This window comes from Azospirillum sp. TSH64 (assembly GCF_003116035.1).
GTDB lineage: Bacteria > Pseudomonadota > Alphaproteobacteria > Azospirillales > Azospirillaceae > Azospirillum.
Map to the genome: position 1 here is coordinate 2,321,950 of NZ_LGQW01000015.1, position 26,012 is coordinate 2,347,961.

A 26,012-nucleotide genomic window follows, 5' to 3' on the forward strand; every position below is an offset into this window, starting at 1 on the left:
GGTCCGCCGCCGCTTCACCCCCGCCCCGGCTACCCCCGCCGTCCGCGGCGGACCAGCGCCTCGGGGGTGAAGTCCTCCGGCTTCAGTGGGGCGTCGTATCGCGGCGGAGGCAGCCCGTTCTCGACGCCGCGGGCGGCATAGCGGTCGGCCGTCAGGTCGAAGGCGAACTCCATCGTCGGCACCAGGGCCGGCACCTGCCAGTCCGGCAGCGGGTGCGCTTCGGCGTAGCGCAGAAGCTCCCCCTTGCCGTTGTAATGCTCCGACGCCAGGATCTGCCAGCTGTCCTCATCCAGGTAAAAGGTGCGGTCGGGCAGCGAATGCTTGAAGTTCGGCTTCAGCCGGGCGTCGACCACCCAGACCCGGTGCATCTCATAGCGCAGGAACTGCGGGTTGGGATGGTGCGGCCACAGGATGTCCCGCATCGTCAGGCTGGGGTTGGTCAGCCGGTGGGCGTTGTACGGCATGTACATCTCGCGCCGAGTCACCAGCGTGTAGTCGAAGCGGTCGAGCGCGCCGCTGAACATGTCCAGCATGTCGGCGGTGCAGATCCCGCCGGTCACCGGGTCGGGCGTGTCATAGGCGAAGTCGGAGGCCGGAACCACGCGCCCGCGCTCGCCCTCCCGCACCCAGGCGCGGGTGCGGGCGGCGATGGGGTCGAGCGTCCCCTGGACGATCAGGCTGCTGCCCGCCTGTTCCTTGGGATCCAGGATCGTGCGGCGATAGAGCAGGGGCGGGGCGGCGGCATCCCCGGCGGCATAGGGCGAGGCGATATCCTCGCGCAGCCGGGTCAGCGACCGGGTTCCGTCGCCGGACTGCACCACCGTCAGGCTGGTGCGCGACAGGGTACCGCCACGCCAGCGCAGCTTGTGGTTCCACATCGCCTGTACGCCGTTCGCCGGAATCGGGAAGGGCACGCCGACCGCCGCATCGCGCAAGGCCAGCCCGTTCTCGCCCAGCCTGGCGCGGTCGGCATTGGCGAGCGAGGCGTCATAGATGCGCTGCGGTGCCGCGGCGCTGCGGCGGCTGGGAAACAGCGCCAGTTCAAAGCTGTCCGGAAACTTCACCAGCAGGGCCTGCTGCCCGGCGGTCAGCCGAACCTTGTAGCGCTCGACATCGGCGGCGCCGACGGTGAACCAGCGCACGTCCTCGATATAGGGATCGGGCGACGGGCGGTCCGGCACATAGCCGCGCGGCGCCTCGGTCAGCCCGCCGGTCCAGGGTGGGATCGCCCGCGTGCGGTTGCCGGCGCGCACCGCCCCGAAGGCCGTCAGTTCCTCACCCAGCCGCGGCACGCCGACATCGGCCGGGGCGCTTTGAGCGAGAGCGCCGGAAGGGGCGGCGGCAGAAGCGGCGGCCCCCAGCAGCAGGCCAAGTGCTTGGCGCCGGTCGGGGTGGAAATCCATCGGGTCGTTCATGCCGTCGACCGCTCCACGAGAGCCAGTTCCCGTTCGATGGCGGTGCAGGTCGCGGCGAAGCTGTCGCGCAGCCGGCTGGCCTCCTCCATGAGCCGGGAGAGGGGCGCGCCTTCGGTTGCCGACTGCTCCAGCATGCGGGCGGCCTCGGCCAGCGGCTTGGCGCCGGCATTGCGGGAGGAGCCCTTCAGATTGTGGGCGCAAGCCCGCATCCGGTCGCGGTCGCCCATGTCGAGAGCCTTGTCCAGATCCGCGATCACCCCGCGGCCGATGGCGATGAAATCGCCCAGCAGTTCCGCCAGCATCTCCGCATCGTCGCCGCACAGCGCGCGCAGGCCGGCGAGTTCGATCCACTCTCCGGGCTGCGCCTCGGGCAGCGCCTGTGCCGGGACCTCGGCTGGCTCGGCGGGGACCGGCGGCAGCCAGCGTGCGAGCGTCGCTCCCAACTGCGACAGCTCCAGCGGCTTGCTCAGCACATCGTCCATGCCGGCGGCGCGGTAGCGTTCGATGTCGGCCGGAGCGGCATTGGCGGTGATGGCGACAATCGGGAGGCGGTCCGCCGACGGTTCGTCGCTGCGGATCCGGCGGGTCAGCTCGAATCCGTCGATCTCCGGCATCTGGACGTCGGTCAGCAGCAGGGCGAAACGCCGGCGGCCCTGCCGCATGGCGTCGAGCGCCGCAAGCGCCTCGGCCCCGCCGGGCGCCATCTCCGCGGCATAGCCCAGCGCCTGCAACTGCATCAGCAGAACCTTGCGGTTCACCGGATTGTCTTCGGCCACCAGGATCAGGCGCCCCTGGGCTTCCGCCTCCTCCACGCCGGGGACGCCGGCGGCTGGGCCTGCCGCGGTCCTGGCGGTGGCGGGCGAGGGCAGGGCAGAGGACTGGGGCTGGGAATGGGGGGGAACCGGCTGGAGATGCAGCCGCCCGGTGGCGACGGCCACCGCGCGCAGCAGGACCAGCCGGCGCAGCGGGCGGCTCAGCACCACCGTGCCGGCTTCCGCCCCGCGCGTCGCGGGGTGGGAGGCCGGGCCGGGCATGCCGCCCGTCTCATGGCAGAGCAGGACCACCGGTGGCCGGGCCTCGCCGCTGCGGCGGCCAAGCTCCTCCGGCGCGCAGGCGGCGGCGGGCACGTGCAGCGCCTCGTCGATGGTGACGACGCCGACGGCGCAGCCGGCTTCGCGGGCGATGCGGGCCTGCGCCGCCAGTTCGGGCGGGGAGGCGGCGGGCAGCACGCGGGCGCCGGCCTGCTCCAGATAGCGAGCGAGGAAACCGCGCTCCGTGTCGTCGGGCACGCCCAGCAGGACGGTCAGCCCGTCCAGATCGACGGCATCGGGACCGTCCTCCGCCGCATCCGGCGCGGCGGTGCCGGTCAGGGGCAGGCGCAGCCAGAAGGTGGAGCCGAGGCCGGGCTCGCTCTCCACCCCGATCTCGCCGCCCATCAGCGCCGCCAGCCGGCGGCTGATCGACAGGCCGAGCCCGGTGCCGCCGAAGCGCCGGGTGGTGGAGCTTTCCGCCTGGGTGAAGGGCTGGAACAGGCGCTGGCGCGTCGCCTCGGCGATGCCGATGCCGGTGTCGCAGACGGCGATGCGCAGCAGAGTCTCCGCCCCTGCCGGGGGCGACTCAAGCTCGGCGCGCAGCACGACGCGGCCGGCCTCGGTGAATTTGATGGCGTTGCCGGCCAGATTGAACAGGATCTGGCGCAGCCGCACCGGATCGCCCAGCAAAGCCTGCGGGATCGCCGGGTCGACATAGGTCAGCAGCGCCAGCCCCTTAGCTCCGGCGGCGGGGGCCAGCGTTTCCGCCACCCCCTCCACCAGCGCCGGGACCGACAGCGCCACCCGTTCCAGATCCATCTTCCCGGCTTCGATCTTCGAGAAGTCCAGGATGTCGTCGATGATCCGCAGCAGCGCGTTGGCCGACTCGCGCATGGTGCCGACGGTGTCGCGCTGGTGCTCGTCCAGCTCCGTCCGTTCCAGCAGGCCCAGCATGCCCAGCACCCCGTTCATCGGCGTGCGGATCTCGTGGCTCATGGTGGCGAGGAAGGCGGATTTGGCCTTGGTCGCCTCCTCCGCCTGCTCGCGGCTTTCGCGCAGCTCGCGCGTGCGTTCCGCCACTCGTGTTTCGATCGATTGGATCTGGTCGAAGGCGCGCAGCGCCGCGATCACCGCGGTGAACAGGCTTTCCGCCGACAGGTCGGCCTTCGGCTTGTAGTCGTTGATGTCGTAATCGACGATCACGTCGCGCTGCGGCGCCTGACCCGGCTGGCCGGTGCGCAGGATGATGCGGACATCGCGGTTGCCCAGCCCGTCCCTGATCCAGCGCACCAGCTTCAGGCCGGAATCATCCTCCTCCATCACCACGTCGAGCAGGACCACGGCGATGTCGTTCCGGCTTTCCAGCACGGTGCGGGCGTCCGCCGCGGTGAAGCAGCTGACGAGGTCCAGCCGCCGCCGCTGGAAGGCGACGTCGGCCAGCAGCAGCCCGGTCATGGAATGGACGTCGGACTCGTCGTCAACCACCAGGATCACCCAGGGTGGGGCCGCCGGGTCGACCGGCTCCGCGCCGGTGGCCGCCTCGCCGGGATCGGGTGCAGCGCCGTCCGTCTCCTCGTCGGCGAACAGGATTTCGTCGTCGTCGTAGGCGCCGGTGCTCATGCGGGTTCGGTCTCCAGCGGTACGGGCGGCGGCGAAGGCGTGGCGGCGGCAGGACTGCCGGGGGGGATGACGGTCTTCGGAATGCGCAGGGTGAAGGTAGTTCCATCGCCGGGAACGCTGTCAACCGAGATCCGCCCGCCCAGCGACTGGGTGACCAGATTGAACACGATGTGCAGCCCCAGGCCGCTGCCGCCCGACCCGCGCCGGGTGGTGAAGAAGGGTTCGAACACCTTAGGCAGGTTTTCCGCGGCGATGCCGACTCCGTCGTCGGCGAAGCGGATCTCCACCTCGCCCTCGGCCACCTCGTCCACGTCGATGACCATGTGCCCCCTGCTGTCCGCCGGGAAGGCGTGGGTCAGCGCGTTCATCACCAGATTGGTCACCACCTGGCTCAGCGCACCGGGGAAGCTGTCCATCAGGATGCCGGGCGAGCAGGCGATGGCAACCCGGTGGCGGCTCTTGCGCAGGGTGGGGCCGAGCGAGGTCACCACCTCCTCCAGATAGGCCAGCAGGTCGAAGCGGCGGCGCTCCTCGCTGGTCTGGTCGACGGCGACCCGTTTGAAGCTCTGGATCAGCTCCGCGGCACGGGTCAGGTTCTGTTCGATCAGGCGGGAGGATTCGCTGGCGGTGGCGACATAGGCGGCAAGCTCCGACTTCTTCATCGTCCCGCGCTCGAACCCCTCGGCCAGCATGCCGGTCCGGCCCGACAGATGTGTGGCGCAGCCGAAGGCGATGCCGATCGGGGTGTTGATCTCATGCGCGACGCCGGCGACCAGCAGGGCGAGCGAGGCCATCTTCTCGGCCTGGACCAGATTGGCCTGCGTCTCCTTCAAATCGGCATAGGCGCGTTCCAACTCCTGCATTGCATTGAAGATTTCCTCGGCCGACCGGGCTTCCACCGTCACGTCGGTCAGGGTGCGGACGAATCCGCCCTCCGGCAGCGGGTTGGTGCGCACCTCGACGATGCGGCCGTCGGGCCGGCGGCGCTTGAAGGTGAAGGGCTGGTCGATCATCCCCGCCGGCTCGCCCGGCTGCATTCCGAAGCCGCCATCCGTATCGGTGTCGGAGCCGCGTCCGCTGCCCTCCGTGCCGATGCCGTAGCTGAGATACAGGTCGGGGTCGTCGCCCATCTCGCCGAACTCGCCCTGGCGGCGCTGGAGCGCCACGACGTCGGCGAAGCGCGGGTTGCCGGCCAGCACCTCGGGCGGGATGTTCAGCAGCTCCGCGGCGCGGCGGTTCGCCGTCACCACCCGCCCGTTGCCGTCGACCTTGATGATGCCCTGGTCGGTGTTGTCCAGCGTGACCTGCAGCACGTTGCGCTCATGGGCCAGATCCAGTTCGGCCCGCACCCGTTCGGTGACGTCGGACATGGTTCCGGTCAGGCGGCGGGCGCGGCCGTCGGGGTCGCGCTGGGCGGTGGCGCGGTCTTCGATCCAGGCCCACCGGCCGTCGCGCCGGCGCATGCGGTAGACGGCGGTGTAGGCCATGGCGCGGTCGCGCACCCGGCGCCGCGACTCCTGCATCACCCGCTCCGCCTCGTCCGGATGCAGCAGCGAGGACCAGGTCGCCGCCGTCATCGGCAGCTCGCTCGGGCCATAGCCGAGCAGGGCGGGGAATTCCTTCGACCACCAATATTGCCCGCTGCGCAGGTCGTAATCCCAGACGGAGGACCGGGTGGCGGTGATGGCCAGCGCCAGCCGCTGCTCGCTCTTGCGCAGGGCGGCCTCCTCCTGTCCCAGCCGGGCGAGCATGGCGTTGTGGGCCTGGATCACCCGCCCAAGCTCGTCGGCGGCGCGCCAGTCCACCGGCTGGTGCCCGCCGCCCCGTTCCGATTCGAGGATGGAGGCGATCAGCCGCCCCAGCGGCCGGCCCACCGTCAGCCGCAGCGCCGCCAGCGCCGCCGCTATGGTGCCGGCCAGCATCAGCAGAAGCAGCACCGCGGTGTTCACCACCTCCTGCCGCAGCTGCTCGCGGACGACGTCGTGGCTGTAATGCAGGGTGATGGTGCCGACCTGGAGGTTCTGGACCCGGACCGGCCGCCGTTCGATGTTGGCGTCGCTGCTCAAGGGACAGCTCGGCCCCGGCCAGGCGAACAGCCCGTCGGCCAGATCGTCGCTCACCTCGACGCAGACAAGCTCCCGGTTGGCGCCGATGGCCTGGATGACGTTGCGGATGGCCTGGACGTCGAAGGTCCACAGATTGTTGGACAGCGCCGCCGCGTTGATGTCGGCGATGGTCGCCACCTTCTCCCGCAACGCCGCCTGCAAATCCTTGTAGCGGTCATAGAAGAACAGGGCCGAGAACAGCGAAACCGCGACCACGAGGCTGGGCACCAGGATCAGCAGGAACTTGGCCGATACGGTCGGTATGCGCCGCCATGCCTCAACGATCCTGGTCATGCCTTGCCGTTCCGGAGGTTCGTCGATAGGGCGGCTGGCGGCGGCGCGGCACGCGGAGCGCGCACCTCCCCAGGGACGTTCTACCCCGTCGTCGGCCGCCCGTCCATGCGGGTTGCGTCCCGGCGGCTGGAAGCGGAGGAAAAGTGTCGCGCCGGGGGAGAGCGTTTATCCGATTACGGTATCGGGACTTGAGGCCGGATGAGTGCTTGCACTACTGTGCATAGGCGGATTGCCTTGGTTTCGCGCGCATTTGTATGGGTGCGGCCAGGGCTGCGGACCGGGTAAAGAGGATCTTGAGAGGACCTATGGATTTCAAGACGACCATTACAGTCGATGCGACCGAGGTCTGGCTGACGGGCCGCCTCGAATTCACCGACCATGACCGGCTCAGGGACATCGTCGAACTGGTGGAGCAGTCCCGTGCACGGCGCTTCGTCATCGACATGTCGAAGCTGGACTTCATCGACTCCGCCGGGCTCGGGATGTTGCTGATCCTCCAGGAGGAGACCGAGAGCCGTAACATCAAGATGATCGTCCGCCATCCCCTGGGTGACGTGAAGCGGTCGATCGATCTGGCGCGGCTGGGCGAGATCATCACCATCGAATCGTAAACCGCCGAGTCCTGGCCCGCCGGTCCTTGTCCCAGGGGAGTTTGCCGCATGGACGCCGCTCATCACGACTGCCCGACCGAACCGGCACTCCGCGGCTTCAGCCTGTTGCGCGACCGGGTGCCTGCCGACATGGCCGCCCGCGTCGCGTCGCGCTTCGCCGGGACGGTTCAGGACCAGCAGGACGACGCCATGGCAACCAGGCGGCTGCTGCCGGACCGGGCGGTCGAAACGCTGCTGATGGAGCGGGCCGACCGCGACCGTCTGCGCGCCGCCTTCGACCGCAGCCCCTTTCTGATGGTCGAGTTGGGAGAGGGCGCCGACGAGGCGGCGGCCCCGCTCGACGACTGGTCGGGGGCACCGGCGGCGGACGATCCCGAGTGTCCCGGATTCTACCTGTCGCTGACCACCGGCACCGCCTATGGCCTGCAATGCCCGGTGCTGGTCTGCGACGAGCTGGTGCGGCGCGGCGTTCTGGATCCGCAGCGCCGGTCCAATGTGGAGCTTTGCCTCCACGAGGCCGTCGCCAACGCCATCGTCCACGGCAATCTGGGCCTGTCCAGCGCGGTGAAGGGAGAGCCGGGCGGCTATCGCCGGTTCAGCGAGATGATGCGCGACCGGCTGGACGATCCCGCCGTGACGCGGCGGCGGCTGGACATCTTCTGCCGCTGGAACGGGCGCTGCATCGCCATTGCGGTGGTGGACCAGGGCGGCGGCTTCGACACCGCGCTGGCCCCGGCGACCACCGGCAACAAGGCGCGGTCGGGCCGCGGCTTCGTCTTCATGCGGACGCTGGCCTCGCGGGTGACGGTGACCGATGGCGGGCGGTGCACCGTCCTGCAGTTCGACCGCTGACGGAGCGTCCATGGCCGCGCCCGCTTTGTCGCTGTCGGACTGCCGCGTCCTGATCGTCGACGACAACGAATTCAACCGCAAATCGCTGGCCCTGGTGATCCGCCGCGCCGGCATCGCCGAGATCGCCTTCGCCGAGAACGGCCGGGAAGGGCTGGCGGCGGTCGACCGCTTCCGCCCCGACCTTGTCCTGCTGGACGTCGACATGCCGGTGATGAACGGCTGGGAGATGTGCGAGGCGCTGCGCCGCAACGCGACGCACGAGCAGCTTCCCGTGCTGTTCCAGACCGCGCTGGACAGCGACGAGGAGCAGGTGCGCTGTTTCGAGGCCGGCGGCAGCGATTTCATCTCCAAGCCGATCAAGCCCGGCGAATGCGTGGCGCGTGTCCGCCACCAGCTGGAAAAACGCAAGCTGTTCAACGATCTCGCCGCGTTCCACGAACGGGTCCAGCGCGAGCTGTCGCATGCCCGCGCCATGCAGACCTCGCTTCTGCCGGAGACCCGCAAGCTTGCCGAGGTGGCGGACCGCTACGGGCTGACGCTGGACGCCCATTTCGAGACCTCGTCGGAGCTGGGCGGCGATTTCTGGGGCCTCTATCCGCTGGGCGACCGCCGGCTGGGGCTGCTGATGATCGATTTCGCCGGGCACGGCATCACCGCGGCGATCAACACCTTCCGCCTGCACACGCTGATCGACCGCTTTCCGATGCAGCATATGGCGCCGTCGCAATGGCTGACCCAATTGAACGGCGCACTGAAGGACGTGCTGCCGACGGGGCAGTTCGCCACCGCCTTCTTCGGCATCCTCGACCTCGCCATCGACACGCTGACCTTCGCCGCGGCGGGCTCGCCCAACCCGGTGCTGGGGACGCCGGTGGGCGCGAAGGGAAACGGACCCGACATCCGCCTGCTCGACTCGGCCGGGCTGGTGCTCGGCGCCTCGCGCCGGGCGCAGTATGTCGACCAGAGCCACCGCCTGCCGCGCGGCGGCTTCCTGTTCCTGTACAGCGATGCGCTGATCGAATGCGGCGGCGACGGGCATGCCCCGCTGGGGCAGGGCGCCGTGCCCGATTTCGTCCGCGACGCGCTGGCCCGCGACCGCCAGCACCCGCTGCGGCCGATGATGGACAGCTTCTATGCCCGCACCAGCCTGCCGCTGCGCGACGACCTGACCGCCGTGTGGGTTGCGCGGCGGGCGTGACGTAGGGATGCGAGCCTTACGGCGCGAACTGTTCCTTCAGGATGCGCTCTTCAAAGTTCAGTTCCGGGTCGAACAGCAGGGTCAGGCCGACCTCGCGGCATTCCTGGACCTCGACCCGCAGAACCTCGCGCACCTCGGTGAAGTCGGCGACGGCGCTGACCGGGCGCTTGCCTTCCTCCAGCACGTCGAAGGTGATCTTGGCAGTGTGCGGCAGCAGCGCGCCACGCCAGCGCCGCGGGCGGAAGGCGCTGATCGGGGTCAGCGCCAGAACGCCGGCATTCAGCGGCACGATGGGGCCGTGGGCCGACAGGTTGTAAGCGGTGCTGCCCGCCGGCGTCGCCACCAGCGCGCCGTCGCAGATCAGCTCCGGCAGCCGGATGACACCGTCGATGGTGATGCGCAGCTTGGCTGCCTGCCGCGTCTCGCGCAGAAGGGAAACCTCGTTGATGCCGAGCGCCTCGACCCGCTCGCCATTCACCCGCGTCGCCACCATGCGCAGCGGATGCAGTCGGACATGCTGGGACGCCACGATCCGCTCCGCCAGATCCTCCTCGCGGTAGGCGTTCAGCAGGAAGCCGACCGAGCCGCGGTTCATGCCATAGACCGGAGTCGGCCGTTCGCGGTTGCGGGTTAGCGCCCGGTGCAGGGTTTCCAGCAGGAATCCGTCGCCGCCCAGCGCCACGATCACGTCGGCTTCGTCCGCCATGGCATTGCCGTAGCGATGGACCAGCCGGGTGCGGGCGGAGCGCGCCTCGTCCGTGTCGGCGCAGGAAAATGCGATGCGCAGCGCATCGGGGGCCGGCATCAGCGGCGCCTGCGCATCTGCGGACTGGACAAGGCCGGATTGATCGACGGCGGGCGGCGTGGCGGCGGATTCGGTCATGGCGCGACCATACCGCAGTCGGGCCTTCGCGCAAAAGTATCACGCGGTGACGACCCGATGCAAAAGAGCGCATCCGTCGGCCGTACCCATTGGCCGCACAACGAAAAAGGGGACCGCGGACGGTCCCCTTTTTTGCCATGCGGAACGGGTCGGTGGACCGATGGGCCGACCTTACTCGACCATCTCCGACACCATCTCCTCGTCATCGTCGCCGGAGGTGCGCTTCGGCCGGTTGCCTTCGGTATAATCGAAGGCCGGCTTGTCGTCCTTGACGGTGACCTTGACCAGGCCGCCCTTGCTGAGCTTGCCGAACAGCAGCTCTTCCGCCAGCGGCTTCTTGATGTACTCCTGGATCACGCGGCCGAGCGGGCGGGCGCCGTAGAGCGGGTCGTAGCCCTTCTTGCCCAGCCACTCGCGGGCCTCCTCGTTCAGCTCGATGGACACGCCGCGGTCTTCCAGCTGCGCTTCCATCTGCATGATGAACTTGTCGACGACGCGGTTGATGACCTCCTGCGTCAGCGGCGCGAACGGGATGATCGCGTCGAGACGGTTGCGGAACTCCGGCGTGAACATCTTCTCGACCGCTTCGATGTCCTCGCCGACCCGGCGGTCACGCTCGAAGCCGATGGCGGGCTTCGCCATGTCGGCGGCCCCGGCGTTCGAGGTCATGATCAGGATGACGTTGCGGAAATCGACGATCTTGCCGTTGTGATCGGTCAGCTTGCCGTGGTCCATGATCTGCAACAGGATGTTGAACAGATCCGGATGGGCCTTCTCGATCTCGTCCAGCAGCAGGACGCAGTGCGGGTGCTGGTCGATGGCGTCGGTCAGCATGCCGCCCTGGTCGAAGCCGACATAGCCCGGAGGGGCGCCGATCAGGCGCGACACCGTGTGCCGCTCCATGTACTCGGACATGTCGAAACGGGTCAGCTCGATGCCCAGCGTCATGGCGAGCTGGCGGGCCACCTCGGTCTTGCCGACACCGGTCGGGCCGGTGAACAGGTAGTTGCCGATGGGCTTCTCCGGCTCGCGCAGGCCGGCTCTCGCCAGCTTGATCGCGGAGACCAGCGCGTCGATCGCCTTGTTCTGGCCGAAGACCATGGTCTTCAGGTCGCGTTCAAGGTTCAGCAGCGTTTCCTTGTCGTCGCGGCTGACCGACTTCGGCGGGATGCGGGCGATTTTGGCGACCACCGCCTCCACGTCCTTCACGCCGATCTTCTTGCGGCGCTTGTTCTCCGGCAGCAGCATCTGCGCCGCACCGACCTCGTCGATGATGTCGATGGCCTTGTCGGGCAGCTTGCGGTCGCCGATGTACTTGGCCGACAGCTCCACCGCGACGCGAATGGCGTCGTTGGTGTAGGTGACCTTGTGGTGCTTCTCGTAATAAGGCTTCAGGCCCTGGAGGATCTTGATCGCATCCTCGACCGACGGCTCGTTGACGTCGATCTTCTGGAAGCGGCGGACCAGCGCCCGGTCCTTCTCGAAGTAGCTGCGGTATTCCTTGTAGGTGGTCGAGCCGATGCAGCGCAGCGAACCCGACGCCAGCGCCGGCTTCAGCAGGTTCGAGGCATCCATCGCACCGCCCGAGGTGGCGCCGGCGCCGATCACCGTGTGGATCTCGTCGATGAAGAGGATCGCCCCCTCCGTCGCCTCGAGTTCGGACACGACGGCCTTCAGACGCTCCTCGAAATCGCCGCGGTAGCGCGTGCCGGCCAGCAGCGAGCCCATGTCGAGCGCGAAGATGGTGGCGTTGCGCAGCACCTCCGGCACTTCCTGCTGCACGATGCGGCGGGCGAGGCCCTCTGCGATGGCGGTCTTGCCGACACCGGGGTCGCCGACGTAGAGCGGGTTGTTCTTCGACCGCCGGCACAGGATCTGGATGGTCCGTTCGACCTCCTGCTCCCGGCCGATCAGCGGATCGATCTTCCCGCCGGACGCCTTCTTGTTCAGGTTGACGCAATATGCGTCTAGCGCTTCGCTGCCTTTTTTCACGACCTTCTCCGCCGCCGCCTCGTCGTCAGCGCCCGAGACACGCTTTGTTTCCGAGCGGCCCGGAGCCTTCGCGATTCCGTGAGAGATGTAGTTGACCGCATCGAACCTGGTCATCTCCTGCTCCTGCAGGAAGTAAACCGCGTGGCTCTCGCGTTCAGAGAACAAGGCAACGAGCACATTTGCTCCCGTCACCTCCTCACGTCCCGACGACTGGACGTGGATGGCCGCACGCTGCAGAACCCGCTGGAAACCAGCCGTCGGCTTGGCATCATCGGGCCTGTTCGTGATAAGGTTCGCCAATTCATTGTCGAGGTAATCCGACAGTTCCGCGCGCAGTCGGTCGAGATCGATCCCGCAAGCGCGCAAGACGGCGGTAGCATCGGAGTCTTCGGTCAACGCGAGAAGCAGATGTTCGAGCGTCGCGTATTCATGCCTGCGCTCGTTCGCGTGGGCCAGGGCTCGGTGCAGCGTCTGTTCCAGGTTACGCGACAGCATGTGTGGGTCTAATCCTTTTCTAACGTGCATTGCAGCGGGTGCTGGTTCTGGCGCGCAAAGTCCATCACCTGCGTGACTTTCGTCTCCGCCACCTCGTAGGTGAACACGCCGCACAACCCCACACCCCGCCGGTGCACATGCAGCATGATCTGTGTCGCTTCCTCCCGCGATTTGCTGAAGAAGCGTTCGAGAACGAGAACGACGAACTCCATGGGAGTGTAATCGTCGTTCAGCATCAACACCTTGTACATCGACGGCTTCTTGGTCTTCGGCTTGGCCTTGACGACCACGCCGCTGTTAGTGCCGTCGTTGCCCTGCTTGTCAGAGTCGGCCATGGTCCCAGTCGAATGTCATCGCGATGCACTTTCACTGGGAATGATATGGTCATTTCGGGCGCGGTGGGAAGGGGCCGTTTTCAGCTGACCTCCATTTGGCAGACCCTCCTTTGGACCACAGGCCCTTCCGCTACTCCGTAATAGGAGACACCGCTTCGGAAATGGCCGCAATCGGCGGAAAACCCTACCCCGATCAAGGGGCCTTCCGACCGTTGGAGGAGGGCCGCGGCCGGAAACGCAAAACGGCCCGGCATCCCAAGGCGGGATGCCGGGCCGCTGCGATGCGGTCCTTCAGGTGGGCATTGCCTGCCCACCGGTCAAGAAAGCAGGAGAGTCGGACCGGTCAGGCGGCGACCGGCTTCTTCGACAGGACCTCGACCGTGGCGTTGACGCGCGCGTTCAGCGGGGCCAGCGCCTCGTTGGCGACCTTGACGGTCAGCTCCTGCAGCTTGGTGCTCTCCGACACGAATGCATCGAGGCTGGCCTTGGTGAAGGCGCTCTGCAGTTCGACCAGTTCCTGGATCGTCTTCACCGCCAGCACGGCCTTGGCGTTCGACACGCTCTTCTCCAGCGAGGACTGGGTGAAGGCGGCGACCTGCTTGCCGGCCTCTTCCGCGCCCTTGGCGACGACGGTGCCGGACTTCACGAGCGCATCGACATTCTCCTTGGTGAGAACGGTCAGCTCGTCATAGCCCTTCAGCACCTTGGCGGAGGCCTTCTCGATCTGCTCCTGCTGGGCCTTCACCAGGCCTTCCAGATTCTGCTTGGCAGTGGCGATGGCGTCTTCGACGGACTTGGTGACGGCGGCGATCTGGTCGGACATGGCTATGCTCCTCGCGCTCTATAAGGGGTCAACCGCGCGGCCCCGACGGTGCGGCGGCCGATTGCGGAGTGGGTTGAAACCCTCGGACCCCGACAGGGCGGGCGCCCGAAGTATGCTGCACTGCAACATAAGCTGAAGATAAGGAAAGCGGCGCGGGGAGTCAATGGGCATTGTGCATTGCACAAAAAACTTCCGCGCGAAAATCCGGCGGGAGCGTAGGGGGCTTAACGCAGAACGGCCCGGCAACCGCGTGGAGGTTGCCGGGCCGTTTGCGATGCCGGGATCCATGGCTGGATCCCGGCCGTCACGTGCCATCCGATGGGGCCGCTCAGGCGGCGATCGGCTTGACGATCGGCTTGGAGAAGGTTTCGACCGTCGCGGTGACGCGGGCGTTCAGCGGGGCCAGCGCCTCGTTGGTGACCTTGGTCGACAGCTCCTGCAGGCGGGTGGTCTCGGCCAGCAGCGAGTCGAAGCTGGTCTTCAGGAAATCGTTCTGCAGCTCCACCACCTCCTGGATGGTGCGGGCAGTCAGCAGCGCCTTGCCGGTGGTGATGGACTTGTCCAGCGCAGACTGGCCGTAGGCGACGACCTCGCGGCCCAGATCCTCGGCGCCCTTGGCGGCGATGGTGCTGCTGGCGATCAGCGCCTCGACATTGGCCTTGCCGGTGGCCTGAAGGTCCTCATAGCTCTTCAGCAGCTGGGCGGCGGTCTTCTCGAACTGCTCCTTGGCGGCGGTCGCGGTCTGCTCGAACTGCTTGACCGTCTGTTCCTGGCCGGCCTTCACCAGACCCTCATACTGCTCCTTGGCCTGGGCGGCGACGTTCTCGATCGACTTCGGCGTGAACTGGTTCATGGCGTGCGTTCCTTCCTGGCTGATGCCGGCGTTTGGTTGATGAGACCCGTCCGCCGCAAAGCGTGGCGAGGAGCCTGCCGGCAGCGGTGTGCGTTTGAGTTTTTTACGTTGTGCAGCCCTCAACCGCCGTCTTTCCACACAAGGGAAGGGCGCCAGAATGCTGCACTGCAATATAAGGATTTTATGGGCTAAGCATGGGGCGGTGTCAACTGTCCGTTCGGGGGTGCCCGGCCTAGTCTCTTGCGCCGCAGCATACCCCTATGGCGTGACGCTTCGATGACGACCGCGCCTTTCCCGTTGCCGGACCGGGCGGAACCCGCCTCAAGTCCTTGAAAGCGGCCCTGATGGCGGATGTCCTTAACGAAGGCTTTACCGGCGCTGGGACAAGTGTAGCTTGGCCGCGGGCGGGATTCGCCTCGGCCATAGGTCAGGTGCGGCGCTTGGACGCGGCGTGCCGGACCATCCGCTCTTCAGGCCGCATCTTCGGGACCATTTCGATCATGACCTACTGCCTTGGCATCAAGACCCGCGACGGCCTGATCGGTCTGTCGGACGGCCGGATCACCAGCGGATCGCAGCTTTCGTCGGCCCGTAAGGTGACGATGATGGGAAGCGGCGGCGACCGCTTCTTCATCATGAACTCCGGCCTGCGCAGCGTGCGCGACAAGACGCTGGCCTATCTGCGCCGCGACATGCAAAAGCGCCGGGGCGAGTCCTATTCGACCATGCTGGACGCGGTTTCGGCCTTCACCGCCTGCCTGCGGCAAGTCGCCGCGGAGGACAGGGAATCGCTGGAGGCGTCGAAGCTGCACTTCAACCTGCACGCCATCATCGGCGGCCAGCTGGCCGAAGACCGCGAACCCTACATGTTCCTGGTCTATCCGGAGGGCAACTGGATCGAGGTCGACGAGCGCACCCCCTATCTTTCGATCGGCGCCACCGCCTATGGCAAGCCGATCCTGGACCGGGCGCTGACCTACGGCACCGACATGCAGACGGCGCTGAAGCTGGCCTACCTGTCCTTCGACAGCACGCGTTTCTCCAGCAACGATGTCGGCTTCCCCATCGACATGGTGTCCTACCATGCCGACTCGCGCAGCTGGCGCCAGTCGAACTACGACTATGACGACCTTGCCGAACAGCGCCAGTGGTGGAACCGCAACCTGACCGAACTGGCCCGGCGCATGCCGGACGGCCCCTGGGTCGAGACGCTGGTCCCGGAAGACATGCGCCCGCGCCAGCCGGCCGAAGAGGCCGTCTGAACCCCGCCGGTCACCCGTGGCTGCCACCGTCGGTTTTGCTCATTTCCCCGGAAGGGCGCTCAGCAGCAGCGCCCCGAAGGGGGCGGTCGGGCCCACCAGCCCATAGTGGCCCAGCCCGTCGCGCCCGATCTGCACCTCGAAGAACACGCCTCCGTCCGCCAACTGGCCGGAGGAGGGCAGGGTGCGCGGAGCCTCGTCGGGAGCCGGCAGGCCGGGATAGGCGATGCCGGTCGGGTCGATGCTGCGCAGCAGCTCCGGGAACCGGGCGTCGGTGAAGCGGCTGGACGGGTAGGGGTAGGCGGTGAAGAACCACTGCCCGGCCCGGCAGCCGTTGATCAGCCAGTAAAAGCCGTTGGACGGCAAGCGCAAGCCCTGGGGCGGCGGGTCGAACACCCCGTCCTCGCGCAGGCGGCCGACGAAGCTGTCGAACTGGGCGGCGCTCAGTTGCAGGGTCGCCGTGTTGCCGCGCGCGGCGGAGAACGGATCGGCCAGCGTCAGGCGGGCGAGGTCGGTCGCCTCGATCACGTGGGCTTCGACCGCGGCGCCGCCGCGGTCCATGTCGCCGACGATGTCGTAGGTGCGGACATGCCGGTTGTAGTCGGCATTGAAGATCAGCCGGTAGCGGTCGGCGCTGTCCTTGCCGCAGCGGGACCGCAGGTCGTCGCCGTTGAGGTAGCTGAACCAGGTCAGCTTGCGCGCCACCGGGTTGTCGGTCGGCCCGACGGAGCTGCAACCGGCCAGCGCGAGCAGCGTCGCCGCCATGGCGGCAACCCCCGTCATCCTGGCGGTTGCGCGGACCATGGCCCGGCGGTCACCCCCGCGGGAAAAAAAGGCGGCCGGAACGGTTCTTTGATGACCACGGCTCATTGTCGCTTGCCTCGCGTCGGCGGCCCCTGGTAGGTGGAGAACGAAGGACGTGGCGGCAAGACCCGATCTCCGGACACCGGTGGGCTTTGGCCTGTCGGGGGACGCCGGTAATCCGTTTGCCCCTTCCGTTTGCGCCGTGCCGCAACCCTTCCGCCGTGCCGTCCCCGCCGTTCCTTCCCTCTACATGCAGGACCCGCGATTTTGGCCACAGAAACTGCGAAAAGCCAAAGCAGTAAATTAACGAATTCATGCTAGACACTGATTTCGCACGAATTTACCATTGAACCAAGCACCAAGATCTAGCGGTTGGCGGGGCCATCATGAGTGTAACGCGCAACACCGTTCGTAACGGATTGTTTCCGTTCGCCTTTCGCGCGGCGGATACGGCCGGCGGGCGGAGTTCGGCGGGTATGGGGCGCCATCTGCTCGCGGCGGCCGCGCTGCTGGGGATGGTTGCCGTCGGGTCCGGCCTGTCCGCCGCCGAGGCGCTGGCGGCCAAGGCCGCCGCCATCGTCGTCGATGCCCGCACCGGGCAGGTGCTGATCGACCAGGACGCCGACGCGATCACCCATCCGGCGTCGCTGACCAAGATGATGACGCTCTATCTGACCTTCGACGCGCTGGAGGACGGTCGCCTGACCCTCGACCAGCAGTTGCCGGTCTCGTCCTGGGCGGAGAGCATGACGCCGACCAAGCTCGGCCTGCGCGCCGGCCAGACGCTGAAGGTGGAGACGGCGATCCTCGGCCTCGTCACCAAGTCGGCCAACGACGCCGCCGTGGTGCTGGCGGAGGCGCTGGGCGGCACCGAGTCGCGCTTCGCCGAGATGATGACGCGCAAGGCACGCGAACTGGGCATGCGCCACACCGTTTACCGCAACGCCTCGGGCCTGCCGAACATGGAGCAGGTGACGACCGCCCGCGACTATTCCTATCTGTCCCGCGCGCTGATGCGCGACCATGCGAAGTACTACCCCTATTTCAGCCGCCGCAACTTCGTCTATGGCGGCCGCACCCTGGCCAACCACAACCACCTGATGTCCCGCTACGAGGGTATGGACGGCATCAAGACCGGCTATACCGTGGCGTCCGGCTTCAACCTCGCCGCCTCGGCGGTGCGGGACGGGCGGCGTCTGGTCGGCGTTGTGCTGGGCGGCAAGTCTGCGGTGTCGCGCGACAACAGGATGGCGGCGCTGCTCGATCAGGCCTTCGGCCGGCCCAACCGTGGCCGCGACGACGCGCCGGTGATGGCGAGCCTCGACACCACCCGGTCCGACGCCATCGACGGCGAAGGGGACGATGACGACGAGGAGGTCGAGGTCAAGACCAAGCCGGTCGTCCGCGCCTCGCTGCAGACCGCGGCGGTTCCGGCGGCGATCCCCGCCGCGCCGACCCGAGAGGAGAAGTCCACCCGTGGCGGCAACGCCTCGCATTGGGGTGTCCAGGTCGGCGCCTTCTCCAGCAAGGCGGCGGGCAACAAGGCGGTGTCGCAGGCCGTCAAGCAGGCACCCTTCCTGCTGCGCACGGCCAAGGCCAGCGTGGTCGAGGCCAAGACCGGCAAGGACACCGTCTATCGTGCCCGTCTGACCGGCATGGACGAGAAGGATGCCCGCAAGGCCTGCGCGGTCCTGACCAAGCACGGTCACCACTGCGTCGCCGTTTCGCCCGGCGAGCGGGGCTGAAGAACAGGCTGACTGCCGCCGGCCGGGGTAAGTCATCCCCGCGCCGCGGCAGCGCAGCGTTCCAGGAATTCAAGCGCCGGCGTCAGCATGCCGGCCAATTCACCGGCCTGGCCGCCCGTATCGGCGCCCGGTTCCTCCAGCTCCTTTTCCAGAGCGCGCGCGGCCCGGCGCAGGGCGACGCAGCCATATTGCCCGGACACGCCGGCGATCTTGTGGGCCATCGCCCCGGCGGTCGTCCGGTCGCCGTCTTTCAGCGCCTCGTCCAGCGTCTGCCCATGCTGGCGCAGCACCGCCGCCGTCTTGTCAATCAGTTCGGCGACGCGGGCGGCGGGCAACATCTCCTGCATCGTCCCGATGGCGCGCTCGTCGAACGCCGGCTCGGCTGCCGGCTCGGCTGCCGGCGTCCTGGCCTGCGCTCCGCGGCTCAGCGCCGCCAACAGGGCGTCGAGCCGCAGCGGCTTGATCAGCGTGCCATCGGCGCCGCAGCCGTCACAGCGGTCCTGGCCTTCGCTGGTGGCGCTGGCGGTCAGCATCAGGATACGGGGGGTGCCGCCGCCGGACTGGCGGCGGATGGCGCGGACGGCCTCGTCGCCCGGCAGGCCGGGCAGGCCGAGATCCATCAGGATCAGGTCGAAGGCATCGGCCGCCGCGGCGGCGACGGCGGCCGGTCCGTCTTCCACCGCCAGCACCCGATGGCCGGCGCGCTCCAGCAGGACGCGGGCGGCAAGGCGGGTGACCGTCTCGTCCTCCGCCAGCAGGATGTGCAAGGGGTGTGCTGCGCCCATCTGGTCCGCCGGCATGCCGGTCCGCTCTCCCAGGTTGATATGGTGGCCGCAGTCTAGCCGGTTCCGCGCCCCTCCGCATCCCCGCGGTCGGGTGGCCGGGTCACACGGTCGGCGAGGATTGGGTAAACATTGGATCCTCGATCCGGTGCAGCCGCCCGGCGCCCGTCATCGCGGCGCGCAGCAGCAGGGTCTTGCGGCGGGCGGCCGCCAGCTTGGCGACTGGAGCCTCGCGCAGGACTTCGGCGCCGTAGGCATCGGCGACGATCAAGCCGCAATCCTCAGGGATCAGTTCGGTCGGGAAGCCGTCATCGACCGCGAAATAGAAAGCGTCGCACCATTCCCGATATTCCTGCCATTTCTGGTCGGAGCGGAAATCGGGCACACCGCTCTTCACCTCGACGATCAGGATGTTGCCGGCCTCGTCGATGGCGAGCACATCGGCCCGCCGGCCGCTCGCCAAACGGAATTCGGTCAGGCTGGCATAGCCGCGTGTCGCCAGCGCCCGCCGGACGCCGCGGAAGATCGGCGGCGCACCCACAGCCGGGAAGCTGGCCTCGGTGTCGGAAACCGGAACGGCAATGTCGTCGCTCATGACGCGGTGCCACCATCGAAACAGGAACGTGTAGGGAACATGATGCCCACAATGACCTGTCGTCCCGTCCCCGCCAAGGGGCAAAAGGTGGATGCGGGCAATCGGCGCGCCGAATTTAGCCCGACAGAATCAGCCGGGCAGAATGACCGGAGGCAGGGGCGCCGGCCGGCAGCGGTCGCGCGGCAGGCTGCGGTCGGCGGGGAAGACCAGCACGACCGCGGTGCCGACGCCGGGCTGGCTGGTCAGTTCCATCCGTCCGCCATGCATCTCGACAAGCCGCTTGACGATGGGCAGCCCCAGCCCGGTCCCGCGGGAGTTGCGGGCGATCGTGGAGTCCGGCGGTTCGAACGGGTGGAGGATGCGCGGAAGCTCGGCGCTCGGGATGCCCACGCCGGTGTCGGCCACCATCAGCCCGATCCCGCCGTCCGGCATCAGATGGGCCGTCAGCATCACCTCGCCGCCGGGACGGGTGTGGGTGACGGCGTTCGATAGCAGATTGGTCAGCATCTGGGTCAACGCCTGGGCGTCGCCCTGCAGAAGCGGCAGGTCGGCGGGCACCTCGCGGCGCAATTGGACGTCGCCTTCCTTCGCCACCTCCTGCAGGGCGGAGACGACGCGCAGCGACAGCATGTCGAGGTCCACCCCCTCCTCGGCCATCGGCATGCCGCCGCCATCCAGGCGCGACAGTTCCAGGATGTCGTCGATCAGCGCCAGCAGATGGGTTCCCGCATCGCGGATGTCGCCGGCATAGCTGCGGTAGCGGGGATTGCCCAGCGGCCCGAACGCCTCGGACAGCAGCATCTCCGAAAAGCCGAGCACGGCGTTCAGCGGGGTCCGCAACTCGTGGCTCATCTGGGCCAGGAAGGCGCTTTTGGCGCGGCTGGCGCTTTCCGCCTCGGCGCGGGCGGTTCTGGCCTCCGCCTCGCGGATGCGCAGCCGCTCCTCGTTCAGCTTCAGCGTGGTGACGTCGGTGTAGTGGACCAGTACGCCGCCCGGCACCGCATGTTCGCGGCTGAGCAGCCAGCGTCCGTCGGGCAACGGCACCACCATCGGCGGTTCCAGGCGGCGATGGCGCTCCAGCCGCGCCGCCACCCAGGCGCGGCGCTCCTCCTCGGTGGTCAGGCGCGGGTCGGTCAGGGCGAAGCGGTGGGCCAACTCCGAGAACGCAACGCCGGGAACCAGCCGGTCGGCCACATCGGGCAGATCCCTCTTCAGCCGGCCGTTGGCATGGACCAGCCGGTCCTCATGGTCGAACAGGGCAAAGCTCTCTGCGCTGTGCTCGAGCGCTGCGGTCAGGCTTTCGGCCAGCGCTTCGGCCACCGTCGGCGTTTCGGGGCCAAGGTCGGTCAACACGGCGCACAACCCGACGGGTGCAGGACCGGCCGATACCCGCCAGCGCACCGGCGTCGTGCCGCGCCGCGCCGCGACGGTGCGCTCCACCGGGCCGTGCAGGGCATCGGCCAGAGCCGCGAACAGGCCGGGGCAGGCGGCATCGATGCCGCCGCCGCGCAGCCGCCGGCCTGTCAGCGGGGCGATGCCCATCAGCCGCTCCGCCGCCGGGTTGGCGGACAGCCATTCCAGGTCGGTCAGCGCACCTGTGCAGTCGTGGTGCGCCTTGAGCACTGCAACCGCATCGGGCAGATGCAGCATGGCGAGCAGCAGAGGATCGGCAGGCGGGAGTTCCTCGGCCGCGGTCCCGCCCCGCCCGGCATCGGCACAAGTCTGCGTGTCGCAATCCATCCGGCGATCATTGCGGCCTATTCCTAAGAAACGCTGAAGGCCGAATCAAATATGTTGCCGAATATTTGTCGAATTGTAACAAATCAGATGAAGAGCCCCTTCAATGCATGGGGTTTACCGAAAAAGCAACGAAAGGTTTGATTGAGGTGACCGTTATGATCTTCGCGTTCCATCTGCCCAATGGCGGGCTTTGCAACGGGCTGTGCCTTCCATAGTCTCTAGTCTTATCGGAGCGTGAGGGTTGGGACGCAGGTGTGACGGTGAAGGGCAGCCACGACGATGCCGGCAGTGCGGGGCCGGCCCTTCTGGTGTTCGGGACCGACGGACGGCTCGCCGACTGGACGCCGGCGGCCGCAGCCCTTCCGCTGCTGGCCGGACGCCTGACCGCCGGCATGCCGGCCGACGAGCTGGAGGCCAGCCTGTTCCCGTCCGCCGGACCGCACATGATGCCCGACCGCCAGGTGCTGCGGCTTGCCGGCGGGGGGGCGGTGTGGCGGTTCGACGCGTCGCTTTCGTCCGTCTCTTTGAATGCCGGCTCCCCTGCGGTCCGGCGGATGCCCGATCCGGCCGACAGGCTGTTCGCGGCGGCGAGCCATGACCTGCGCCAGCCTCTGGCCGCGCTCTCGCTGCTGATCGGCACGCTGGATGGCCGGCTGGATGCCGGAGTGGCGGAAAGCAGGGTGGCTGAAAGCCGGCTTGGCGAGGGGCGCGACCTGCTGCACTCGATGGCCCAGGCGGTGGAATCGATGCGCAGCATGGTCGATGGCCATTTCGACCTCGTCCGCCTGGAAAGCGGCCTGATGGAGCCGGACATCCGCACCCACGCGGTGAACGGCCTCCTGATGCGCCTGGCGCTGGAGGTGGCGCCGCGCTTCGCCGACCGCGGTCTGCGCTTCTCCGTGATGCCCTGTTCGGCGATGGTGCGGACCGACTCCGCACTGTTGGAGCGCCTGCTGCACGGGCTGGTCGCCAATGCCTTGCGCGGCACGGTGCGGGGCCGCGTGCTGCTGGGCTGCCGCCTGCGCGGCGACCGCCTGCGCGTCGAGGTATGGGACAGCGGCCGTGGCCTGTCGTCGCAGCGGCTGGCGGCCCTGCGGACTGAGCTGGCGAAGCCGGTCGGGGAAGGGGGAGGGGCGCTCGGCCTGGACCTGACCCTCGTTCGTGGCCTTGCCCGCAAGCTCGGCCTCGGGCTGGAGGTCTGCGCGGAGGAGGGGCGGGGCACCGTCTTCGCCGTCCTTGTCCCCATATCCGTCGAACATGCCGCCGAAGGGGCGGACGCGTCCGCGCAGGCGGAGAGCGCGGCAGCCGGGGCACCGGCGTCGGACGGCGGCACCACCGACATCAGCTGCACCCGCATCCTGGTGATCGAGGACGACCCCATGGTGCTGGCGGCGCTGGAAGCGCTGCTCGGGCAATGGGGATGCAGCGTGGTCGGCGCGGACTCCTACGACATGGCTGTCGAACGGCTCGGCCCGGCGCCCGAGCACTTTCACCTCGTCATATCCGATCTGCGGCTGAAGGGAGCCGCCAACGGCATCGTCGCGATCCGGCAGATCGTCAAGCTGTTCGACCGTCCGGTTCCGGGAATGATCCTGACCGGCGACACCGACCCCAAGCGGCTGCGCGAGGCGCGGCTGTCCGGTTATCCGCTGCTGCACAAGCCGGTGGCCCCGCTTGCCCTGCGTGCCGCCGTGGTCCGTCTGCTCGGGCATGATCCACTCTGATAACAAAGACTAGAATGCCAGTTGAATGGATTCGGGGTAAGTAAGCAAAAGATGGAGAGTCGAAACCATTGAGGTTTTGTGCAGCGCAATGACATTTCTGAAACAGAGACCGAAGGATACGGCGAAGTGCAACAAACTTTCGTCCGTTTCCCTCAACGCAACAGTTCTTTTATCCACCAATGGTTAGGCCGCTATCCTCCTTTCGTTTGAGCTTCAAGTTTCGCATACCATTTTATGTCTTGCCTTCGCTATGATCGGTTCGGGCACTCGCTGTTCGAACGGGTTGGGTGGAGGGCGTTCGGATGAACCGGCGTTATCGGGAGGGGGGACGGGCCGGGAAACTGGTGGTGATCATTATCGCAGGGATGCTCCTGTCCTTTTCGGCCTTCCTGATGATCAGGAGTGCCACCCGCGGAGCTGAGCTTGCTCTGGCGGACCGCCAGGCCATCCAGCTCCATGACCAGTTGAAGTCTGATTTCGAGGACCAGAGTGTGCTTTTGCGCGCGCTCAGCGGTCCGATGGCCGGCCCGGCTCCAGTCACGGAGGTGAGCTTCGCATCGGCCGTCGAGCCGCTGCTGCCGCTCTACCCCAATTTGCATGCCGTCGCCTGGGCGCGCCGGATCGCCGAACGGGACGTCCCGTTGTTGGAGCGTGCGATGCGCGCGGCGGGCCACAGTTCCTTCGCCGTCCGCACCGCCGGTGGCGGGGGAAGCGCGGAGTCCGACGGCGGCGCCAGCGATTCTTCCGCCGGGCAGCTTGTCGCCGCCCGGTTCGTCACTGTGCTGGCCGAACCGCGGTCCGCCGCCGGGCTGGTCGGATTGGACATGGCCACCCTGCCCGGCCAGCGCGACGTGCTGGCCCGCTCCTGCACCGCCAACCGCATCGTCGCGGCCGGCGGCGAGCCGCTGAGGTCGGAGCAGGGCAGGAAGTCCGTGCTGATCTATCTGCCGGTCTATTCCCGCGAGGTCGATCCCGACGACGGCCGTCCCTATGCCGGTGGACGCCTCGTCTGCGATGCGCTGACCGGCTTCCTGTGGACCAGCTTCGATGTCGGGCAACTGCTGCGCGATTCGGTTCGCCGGGTCGGGCTGACCGTCGGCGATGCCTATCTGCTGGAGCCGCCGGGCCAGACGACCTCCGGAACACCGCGGCTGCTGGCCGCCGAAGGGGCGATCGGCCGTCCCGGTGAACTGCCGCATCCACCGGTCGATGCCCTCACCGTGGAGCAGCTGACCGGCCCGGCGGCGCCGTACGCCATCGTCCGCGACATCGCCTATGGCGGCCGGGTGTGGCGGCTCTATGTGGTTCCGAGTCCGGCGCGGCTGTTCAGCGTGGAAGACCGGCTGGCCTGGACGATGCTGATCGGCGGCCTTCTGCTGACTGCCGGCAGCACTGCCTATGTCCTGCGCGAGGGGAGGACCCGGCGCCTGCTCCAGACGGAGGCACGCGCCCGCGCCGCCATGGCTCGTGCCCTGCGCGAGAGCGAGGAGCGGTTCCGGATGGCTCTGCGCTATTCCAAGGTGACGCTGTTCAGCCAGGACCGGGATCTGCGGCACCTCTGGATCTACTGTCCGCGGATGGACCTGCATCCGGAGCGCATGATCGGCCGGACAGACGGCGACCTGTTTCCGGCGGAGGAAGCGGCACGGACGGTCGAACTCAAACGGGCGGTGATGGACAGCGGCGTCGGGACGCGGTGCGAACTGGAGCTGACCTGTTTCGGCTTCCGACGGGTGCTCGACCTGTCGGTCGAGCCGATGCGGGACGAGACGGGTGCGGTGGCCGGCGTCATCTGCGCCGCCATCGACGTGACGGAATCGGCCGACATCCGCGAGGCGCTGGCGCGCGCCCATGCCGAGGCGGAGCGGGCCAACCAGGCCAAGAGCCGCTTTCTGGCCGCCGCCAGCCACGACCTGCGCCAACCCTTCCAGGCGATGAGCCTGTTCCACCACATCCTGATGTCAAAGCTGGACGATCCCCATCAGGTGGAGGTGGCGAACAAGCTGGGAGAGGCGCTGACCGCCGGCAACACGCTGCTGTCCACCCTGCTCGACACCTCCGCGCTGGAGGTCGGCAACGTCAAGCCGCGGGTCGTCGAATTTGACGTGCAGGACATTCTGAGCCGTCTGGCGGTGGAGATCGGCGATCAAGCCATCGACCGCGGGCTTCTGCTGCGGATGGTCCCCTGTTCCCTCCGCGTGAAGAGCGATCCGATCCTGCTGGAGCGGATGGTGCGCAACCTGCTGGTCAACGCCCTGCGCTACACCACCGAAGGGCGGATCCTGCTGGGCTGCCGGCGCCGGTCCACCGCCGATGGCGGGATGCGCCTGTCCATCGAGGTGTGGGACACCGGTCCCGGGATCGCCGAGGCGGAAATGGCCGCGATCTTCGAGGATTTCTACCGCTGCGGCACCGACCAGCGCGACAGCGGACGCGGGCTCGGCCTGGGACTGTCGATCGTCCGCCGCATGGCCGAGATGCTGGACCATCCCGTCACCGTGCGGTCGCGGGTGGGGCACGGCACCATGTTCGCCGTCAGCATTCCGGTCGTGGCACAGCAATGCTCCTGCTGCGCCGCCGCCGACTGAGCGGTCCGCCGTCTGCCAGCATTCCGCAGCGCGCAATGGGGGCAGTTCCGCAGGCCGGTCCGCTTTTCCCGTCATGGTCTGCGCAAGTTTCGGTTATGCTGCGTCTGCTCACTGAGCCGAAACGATCCCAGTAACCCAACTGCAACAATGGCTTGGCAACTTTATTGATGTAGGTCATTGGGCGCCTTCGCCATAGGGGCTATTGCTTGCGCACAAGCACAGTCCTTTGGAAAAGCTTGGAAAGCGAAGGTTCCGTTTCTAAGGAACC

The 26,012-nt window shown here is 67.8% G+C and carries 19 protein-coding genes; 7 read left to right on the plus strand and 12 right to left on the minus strand.

What is annotated here, in order from left to right; all coding sequences use genetic code 11:
- Positions 1-29: 29 nt before the first annotated feature.
- The 3 genes from TSH64_RS12070 to TSH64_RS12080 are packed head-to-tail and all read right to left on the minus strand — an operon-like array spanning position 30 to position 6,465.
- Entirely contained in the window at positions 30-1,415 is a 1,386-nt protein-coding gene (locus TSH64_RS12070) for a DUF1329 domain-containing protein (RefSeq protein WP_109445309.1), read from the minus strand.
- A complete protein-coding gene (locus TSH64_RS36610; RefSeq protein WP_109445310.1) occupies positions 1,412-4,066 on the minus strand; it encodes an ATP-binding protein in 2,655 nt (884 codons plus the stop codon). The genes TSH64_RS12070 and TSH64_RS36610 overlap by 4 nt, the downstream gene beginning before the upstream one ends.
- Positions 4,063-6,465 (minus strand): ATP-binding protein, encoded by a 2,403-nt coding sequence (locus TSH64_RS12080; RefSeq protein WP_109445311.1) that lies wholly within the window; start codon positions 6,463-6,465, stop codon positions 4,063-4,065. Before TSH64_RS12080 ends, TSH64_RS36610 begins: the two co-directional genes overlap by 4 nt.
- A 305-nt stretch (positions 6,466-6,770) precedes the next feature.
- Between TSH64_RS12080 and TSH64_RS12085 the strand changes: the two genes are divergently transcribed.
- From TSH64_RS12085 to TSH64_RS12095, 3 genes are read left to right on the plus strand one after another with little or no spacing between them, the layout of a single operon-like run.
- Positions 6,771-7,076 (plus strand): STAS domain-containing protein, encoded by a 306-nt coding sequence (locus TSH64_RS12085; protein ID WP_109445312.1) that lies wholly within the window; start codon positions 6,771-6,773, stop codon positions 7,074-7,076.
- A gap of 48 nt (positions 7,077-7,124) precedes the next feature.
- Entirely contained in the window at positions 7,125-7,928 is an 804-nt protein-coding gene (locus TSH64_RS12090) for an ATP-binding protein (RefSeq protein ID WP_109445313.1), read from the plus strand.
- Between the two features lie 10 nt (positions 7,929-7,938).
- Positions 7,939-9,126, plus strand: a complete 1,188-nt coding sequence (locus TSH64_RS12095; RefSeq protein WP_109445314.1) for a fused response regulator/phosphatase — start codon at positions 7,939-7,941, stop codon at positions 9,124-9,126.
- A gap of 16 nt (positions 9,127-9,142) precedes the next feature.
- Here TSH64_RS12095 and TSH64_RS12100 read toward each other — a convergent pair whose 3' ends face one another.
- The 5 genes from TSH64_RS12100 to phaP all read right to left on the minus strand — a co-directional run bounded on the left by TSH64_RS12100 (position 9,143) and on the right by phaP (position 14,507).
- Complete coding sequence (locus tag TSH64_RS12100; protein WP_109452570.1) at positions 9,143-9,931, minus strand: NAD kinase; 789 nt, start codon at positions 9,929-9,931, stop codon at positions 9,143-9,145.
- Positions 9,932-10,180: 249 nt separating this feature from the next.
- On the minus strand, positions 10,181-12,496 hold the full coding sequence (gene clpA, locus TSH64_RS12105) for an ATP-dependent Clp protease ATP-binding subunit ClpA (protein WP_109445315.1): 2,316 nt from the start codon (positions 12,494-12,496) through the stop codon (positions 10,181-10,183).
- Between the two features lie 8 nt (positions 12,497-12,504).
- Positions 12,505-12,831, minus strand: a complete 327-nt coding sequence (gene clpS / locus TSH64_RS12110) for an ATP-dependent Clp protease adapter ClpS (RefSeq protein ID WP_014246998.1) — start codon at positions 12,829-12,831, stop codon at positions 12,505-12,507.
- Positions 12,832-13,174: 343 nt separating this feature from the next.
- Complete coding sequence (locus tag TSH64_RS12115) at positions 13,175-13,654, minus strand: phasin family protein (protein ID WP_109445316.1); 480 nt, start codon at positions 13,652-13,654, stop codon at positions 13,175-13,177.
- Between the two features lie 328 nt (positions 13,655-13,982).
- Complete coding sequence (gene phaP, locus TSH64_RS12120) at positions 13,983-14,507, minus strand: TIGR01841 family phasin (protein ID WP_109445317.1); 525 nt, start codon at positions 14,505-14,507, stop codon at positions 13,983-13,985.
- Positions 14,508-15,007: 500 nt separating this feature from the next.
- On the opposite strand from phaP, the gene TSH64_RS12125 reads away from it, so the two are divergent.
- Entirely contained in the window at positions 15,008-15,769 is a 762-nt protein-coding gene (locus TSH64_RS12125) for a peptidase (protein ID WP_109445318.1), read from the plus strand.
- 39 nt (positions 15,770-15,808) lie between these two features.
- On the opposite strand, the gene TSH64_RS12130 is transcribed toward TSH64_RS12125, so the two are convergent.
- Positions 15,809-16,570, minus strand: coding sequence for a hypothetical protein (locus TSH64_RS12130; protein WP_247872900.1), 762 nt, complete (start codon positions 16,568-16,570; stop codon positions 15,809-15,811).
- 476 nt (positions 16,571-17,046) lie between these two features.
- Between TSH64_RS12130 and TSH64_RS12135 the strand changes: the two genes are divergently transcribed.
- The gene (locus TSH64_RS12135; protein WP_109445320.1) at positions 17,047-18,315 is read left to right on the plus strand and encodes a D-alanyl-D-alanine carboxypeptidase; all 1,269 of its coding nucleotides are present in this window, start codon (positions 17,047-17,049) and stop codon (positions 18,313-18,315) included.
- Between the two features lie 32 nt (positions 18,316-18,347).
- Here the strand turns inward: TSH64_RS12135 and TSH64_RS12140 are convergent, their stop codons facing one another.
- The 3 genes from TSH64_RS12140 to TSH64_RS12150 form a co-directional block, all read right to left on the minus strand.
- Positions 18,348-19,115: a response regulator gene (locus TSH64_RS12140; protein WP_109445321.1), complete on the minus strand. Its 768-nt coding sequence runs from the start codon at positions 19,113-19,115 to the stop codon at positions 18,348-18,350.
- An 85-nt stretch (positions 19,116-19,200) separates the two neighbouring features.
- Positions 19,201-19,692 carry an MmcB family DNA repair protein gene (locus tag TSH64_RS12145; RefSeq protein ID WP_109445322.1) on the minus strand — a complete coding sequence of 164 codons (492 nt, stop codon included), beginning with the start codon at positions 19,690-19,692 and terminating at the stop codon, positions 19,201-19,203.
- A 129-nt stretch (positions 19,693-19,821) separates the two neighbouring features.
- A complete protein-coding gene (locus TSH64_RS12150; RefSeq protein ID WP_247872901.1) occupies positions 19,822-21,432 on the minus strand; it encodes a PAS domain-containing sensor histidine kinase in 1,611 nt (536 codons plus the stop codon).
- Between the two features lie 260 nt (positions 21,433-21,692).
- Here TSH64_RS12150 and TSH64_RS12155 point away from each other — a divergent pair, with 260 nt between their 5' ends.
- Together TSH64_RS12155 and TSH64_RS12160 are read left to right on the plus strand one after the other, a co-directional pair.
- Complete coding sequence (locus TSH64_RS12155) at positions 21,693-23,156, plus strand: hybrid sensor histidine kinase/response regulator (RefSeq protein WP_109452574.1); 1,464 nt, start codon at positions 21,693-21,695, stop codon at positions 23,154-23,156.
- 347 nt (positions 23,157-23,503) lie between these two features.
- Entirely contained in the window at positions 23,504-25,744 is a 2,241-nt protein-coding gene (locus TSH64_RS12160; RefSeq protein ID WP_247872902.1) for an ATP-binding protein, read from the plus strand.
- The last annotated feature ends 268 nt before the right edge of the window (positions 25,745-26,012 follow it).

Coding starts and splice junctions, on each gene's coding strand:
- TSH64_RS12070 (WP_109445309.1), bottom strand. CDS start 1,415: ATGAACGACCCGATGGATTTCCACCCCGACCGGCGCCAAGCACTTGGC.
- TSH64_RS36610 (WP_109445310.1), bottom strand. CDS start 4,066: ATGAGCACCGGCGCCTACGACGACGACGAAATCCTGTTCGCCGACGAG.
- TSH64_RS12080 (WP_109445311.1), bottom strand. CDS start 6,465: ATGACCAGGATCGTTGAGGCATGGCGGCGCATACCGACCGTATCGGCC.
- TSH64_RS12085 (WP_109445312.1), top strand. CDS start 6,771: ATGGATTTCAAGACGACCATTACAGTCGATGCGACCGAGGTCTGGCTG.
- TSH64_RS12090 (WP_109445313.1), top strand. CDS start 7,125: ATGGACGCCGCTCATCACGACTGCCCGACCGAACCGGCACTCCGCGGC.
- TSH64_RS12095 (WP_109445314.1), top strand. CDS start 7,939: ATGGCCGCGCCCGCTTTGTCGCTGTCGGACTGCCGCGTCCTGATCGTC.
- TSH64_RS12100 (WP_109452570.1), bottom strand. CDS start 9,931: ATGCCGGCCCCCGATGCGCTGCGCATCGCATTTTCCTGCGCCGACACG.
- clpA (WP_109445315.1), bottom strand. CDS start 12,496: ATGCTGTCGCGTAACCTGGAACAGACGCTGCACCGAGCCCTGGCCCAC.
- clpS (WP_014246998.1), bottom strand. CDS start 12,831: ATGGCCGACTCTGACAAGCAGGGCAACGACGGCACTAACAGCGGCGTG.
- TSH64_RS12115 (WP_109445316.1), bottom strand. CDS start 13,654: ATGTCCGACCAGATCGCCGCCGTCACCAAGTCCGTCGAAGACGCCATC.
- phaP (WP_109445317.1), bottom strand. CDS start 14,507: ATGAACCAGTTCACGCCGAAGTCGATCGAGAACGTCGCCGCCCAGGCC.
- TSH64_RS12125 (WP_109445318.1), top strand. CDS start 15,008: ATGACCTACTGCCTTGGCATCAAGACCCGCGACGGCCTGATCGGTCTG.
- TSH64_RS12130 (WP_247872900.1), bottom strand. CDS start 16,570: ATGGTCCGCGCAACCGCCAGGATGACGGGGGTTGCCGCCATGGCGGCG.
- TSH64_RS12135 (WP_109445320.1), top strand. CDS start 17,047: ATGGGGCGCCATCTGCTCGCGGCGGCCGCGCTGCTGGGGATGGTTGCC.
- TSH64_RS12140 (WP_109445321.1), bottom strand. CDS start 19,115: ATGCCGGCGGACCAGATGGGCGCAGCACACCCCTTGCACATCCTGCTG.
- TSH64_RS12145 (WP_109445322.1), bottom strand. CDS start 19,692: ATGAGCGACGACATTGCCGTTCCGGTTTCCGACACCGAGGCCAGCTTC.
- TSH64_RS12150 (WP_247872901.1), bottom strand. CDS start 21,432: ATGGATTGCGACACGCAGACTTGTGCCGATGCCGGGCGGGGCGGGACC.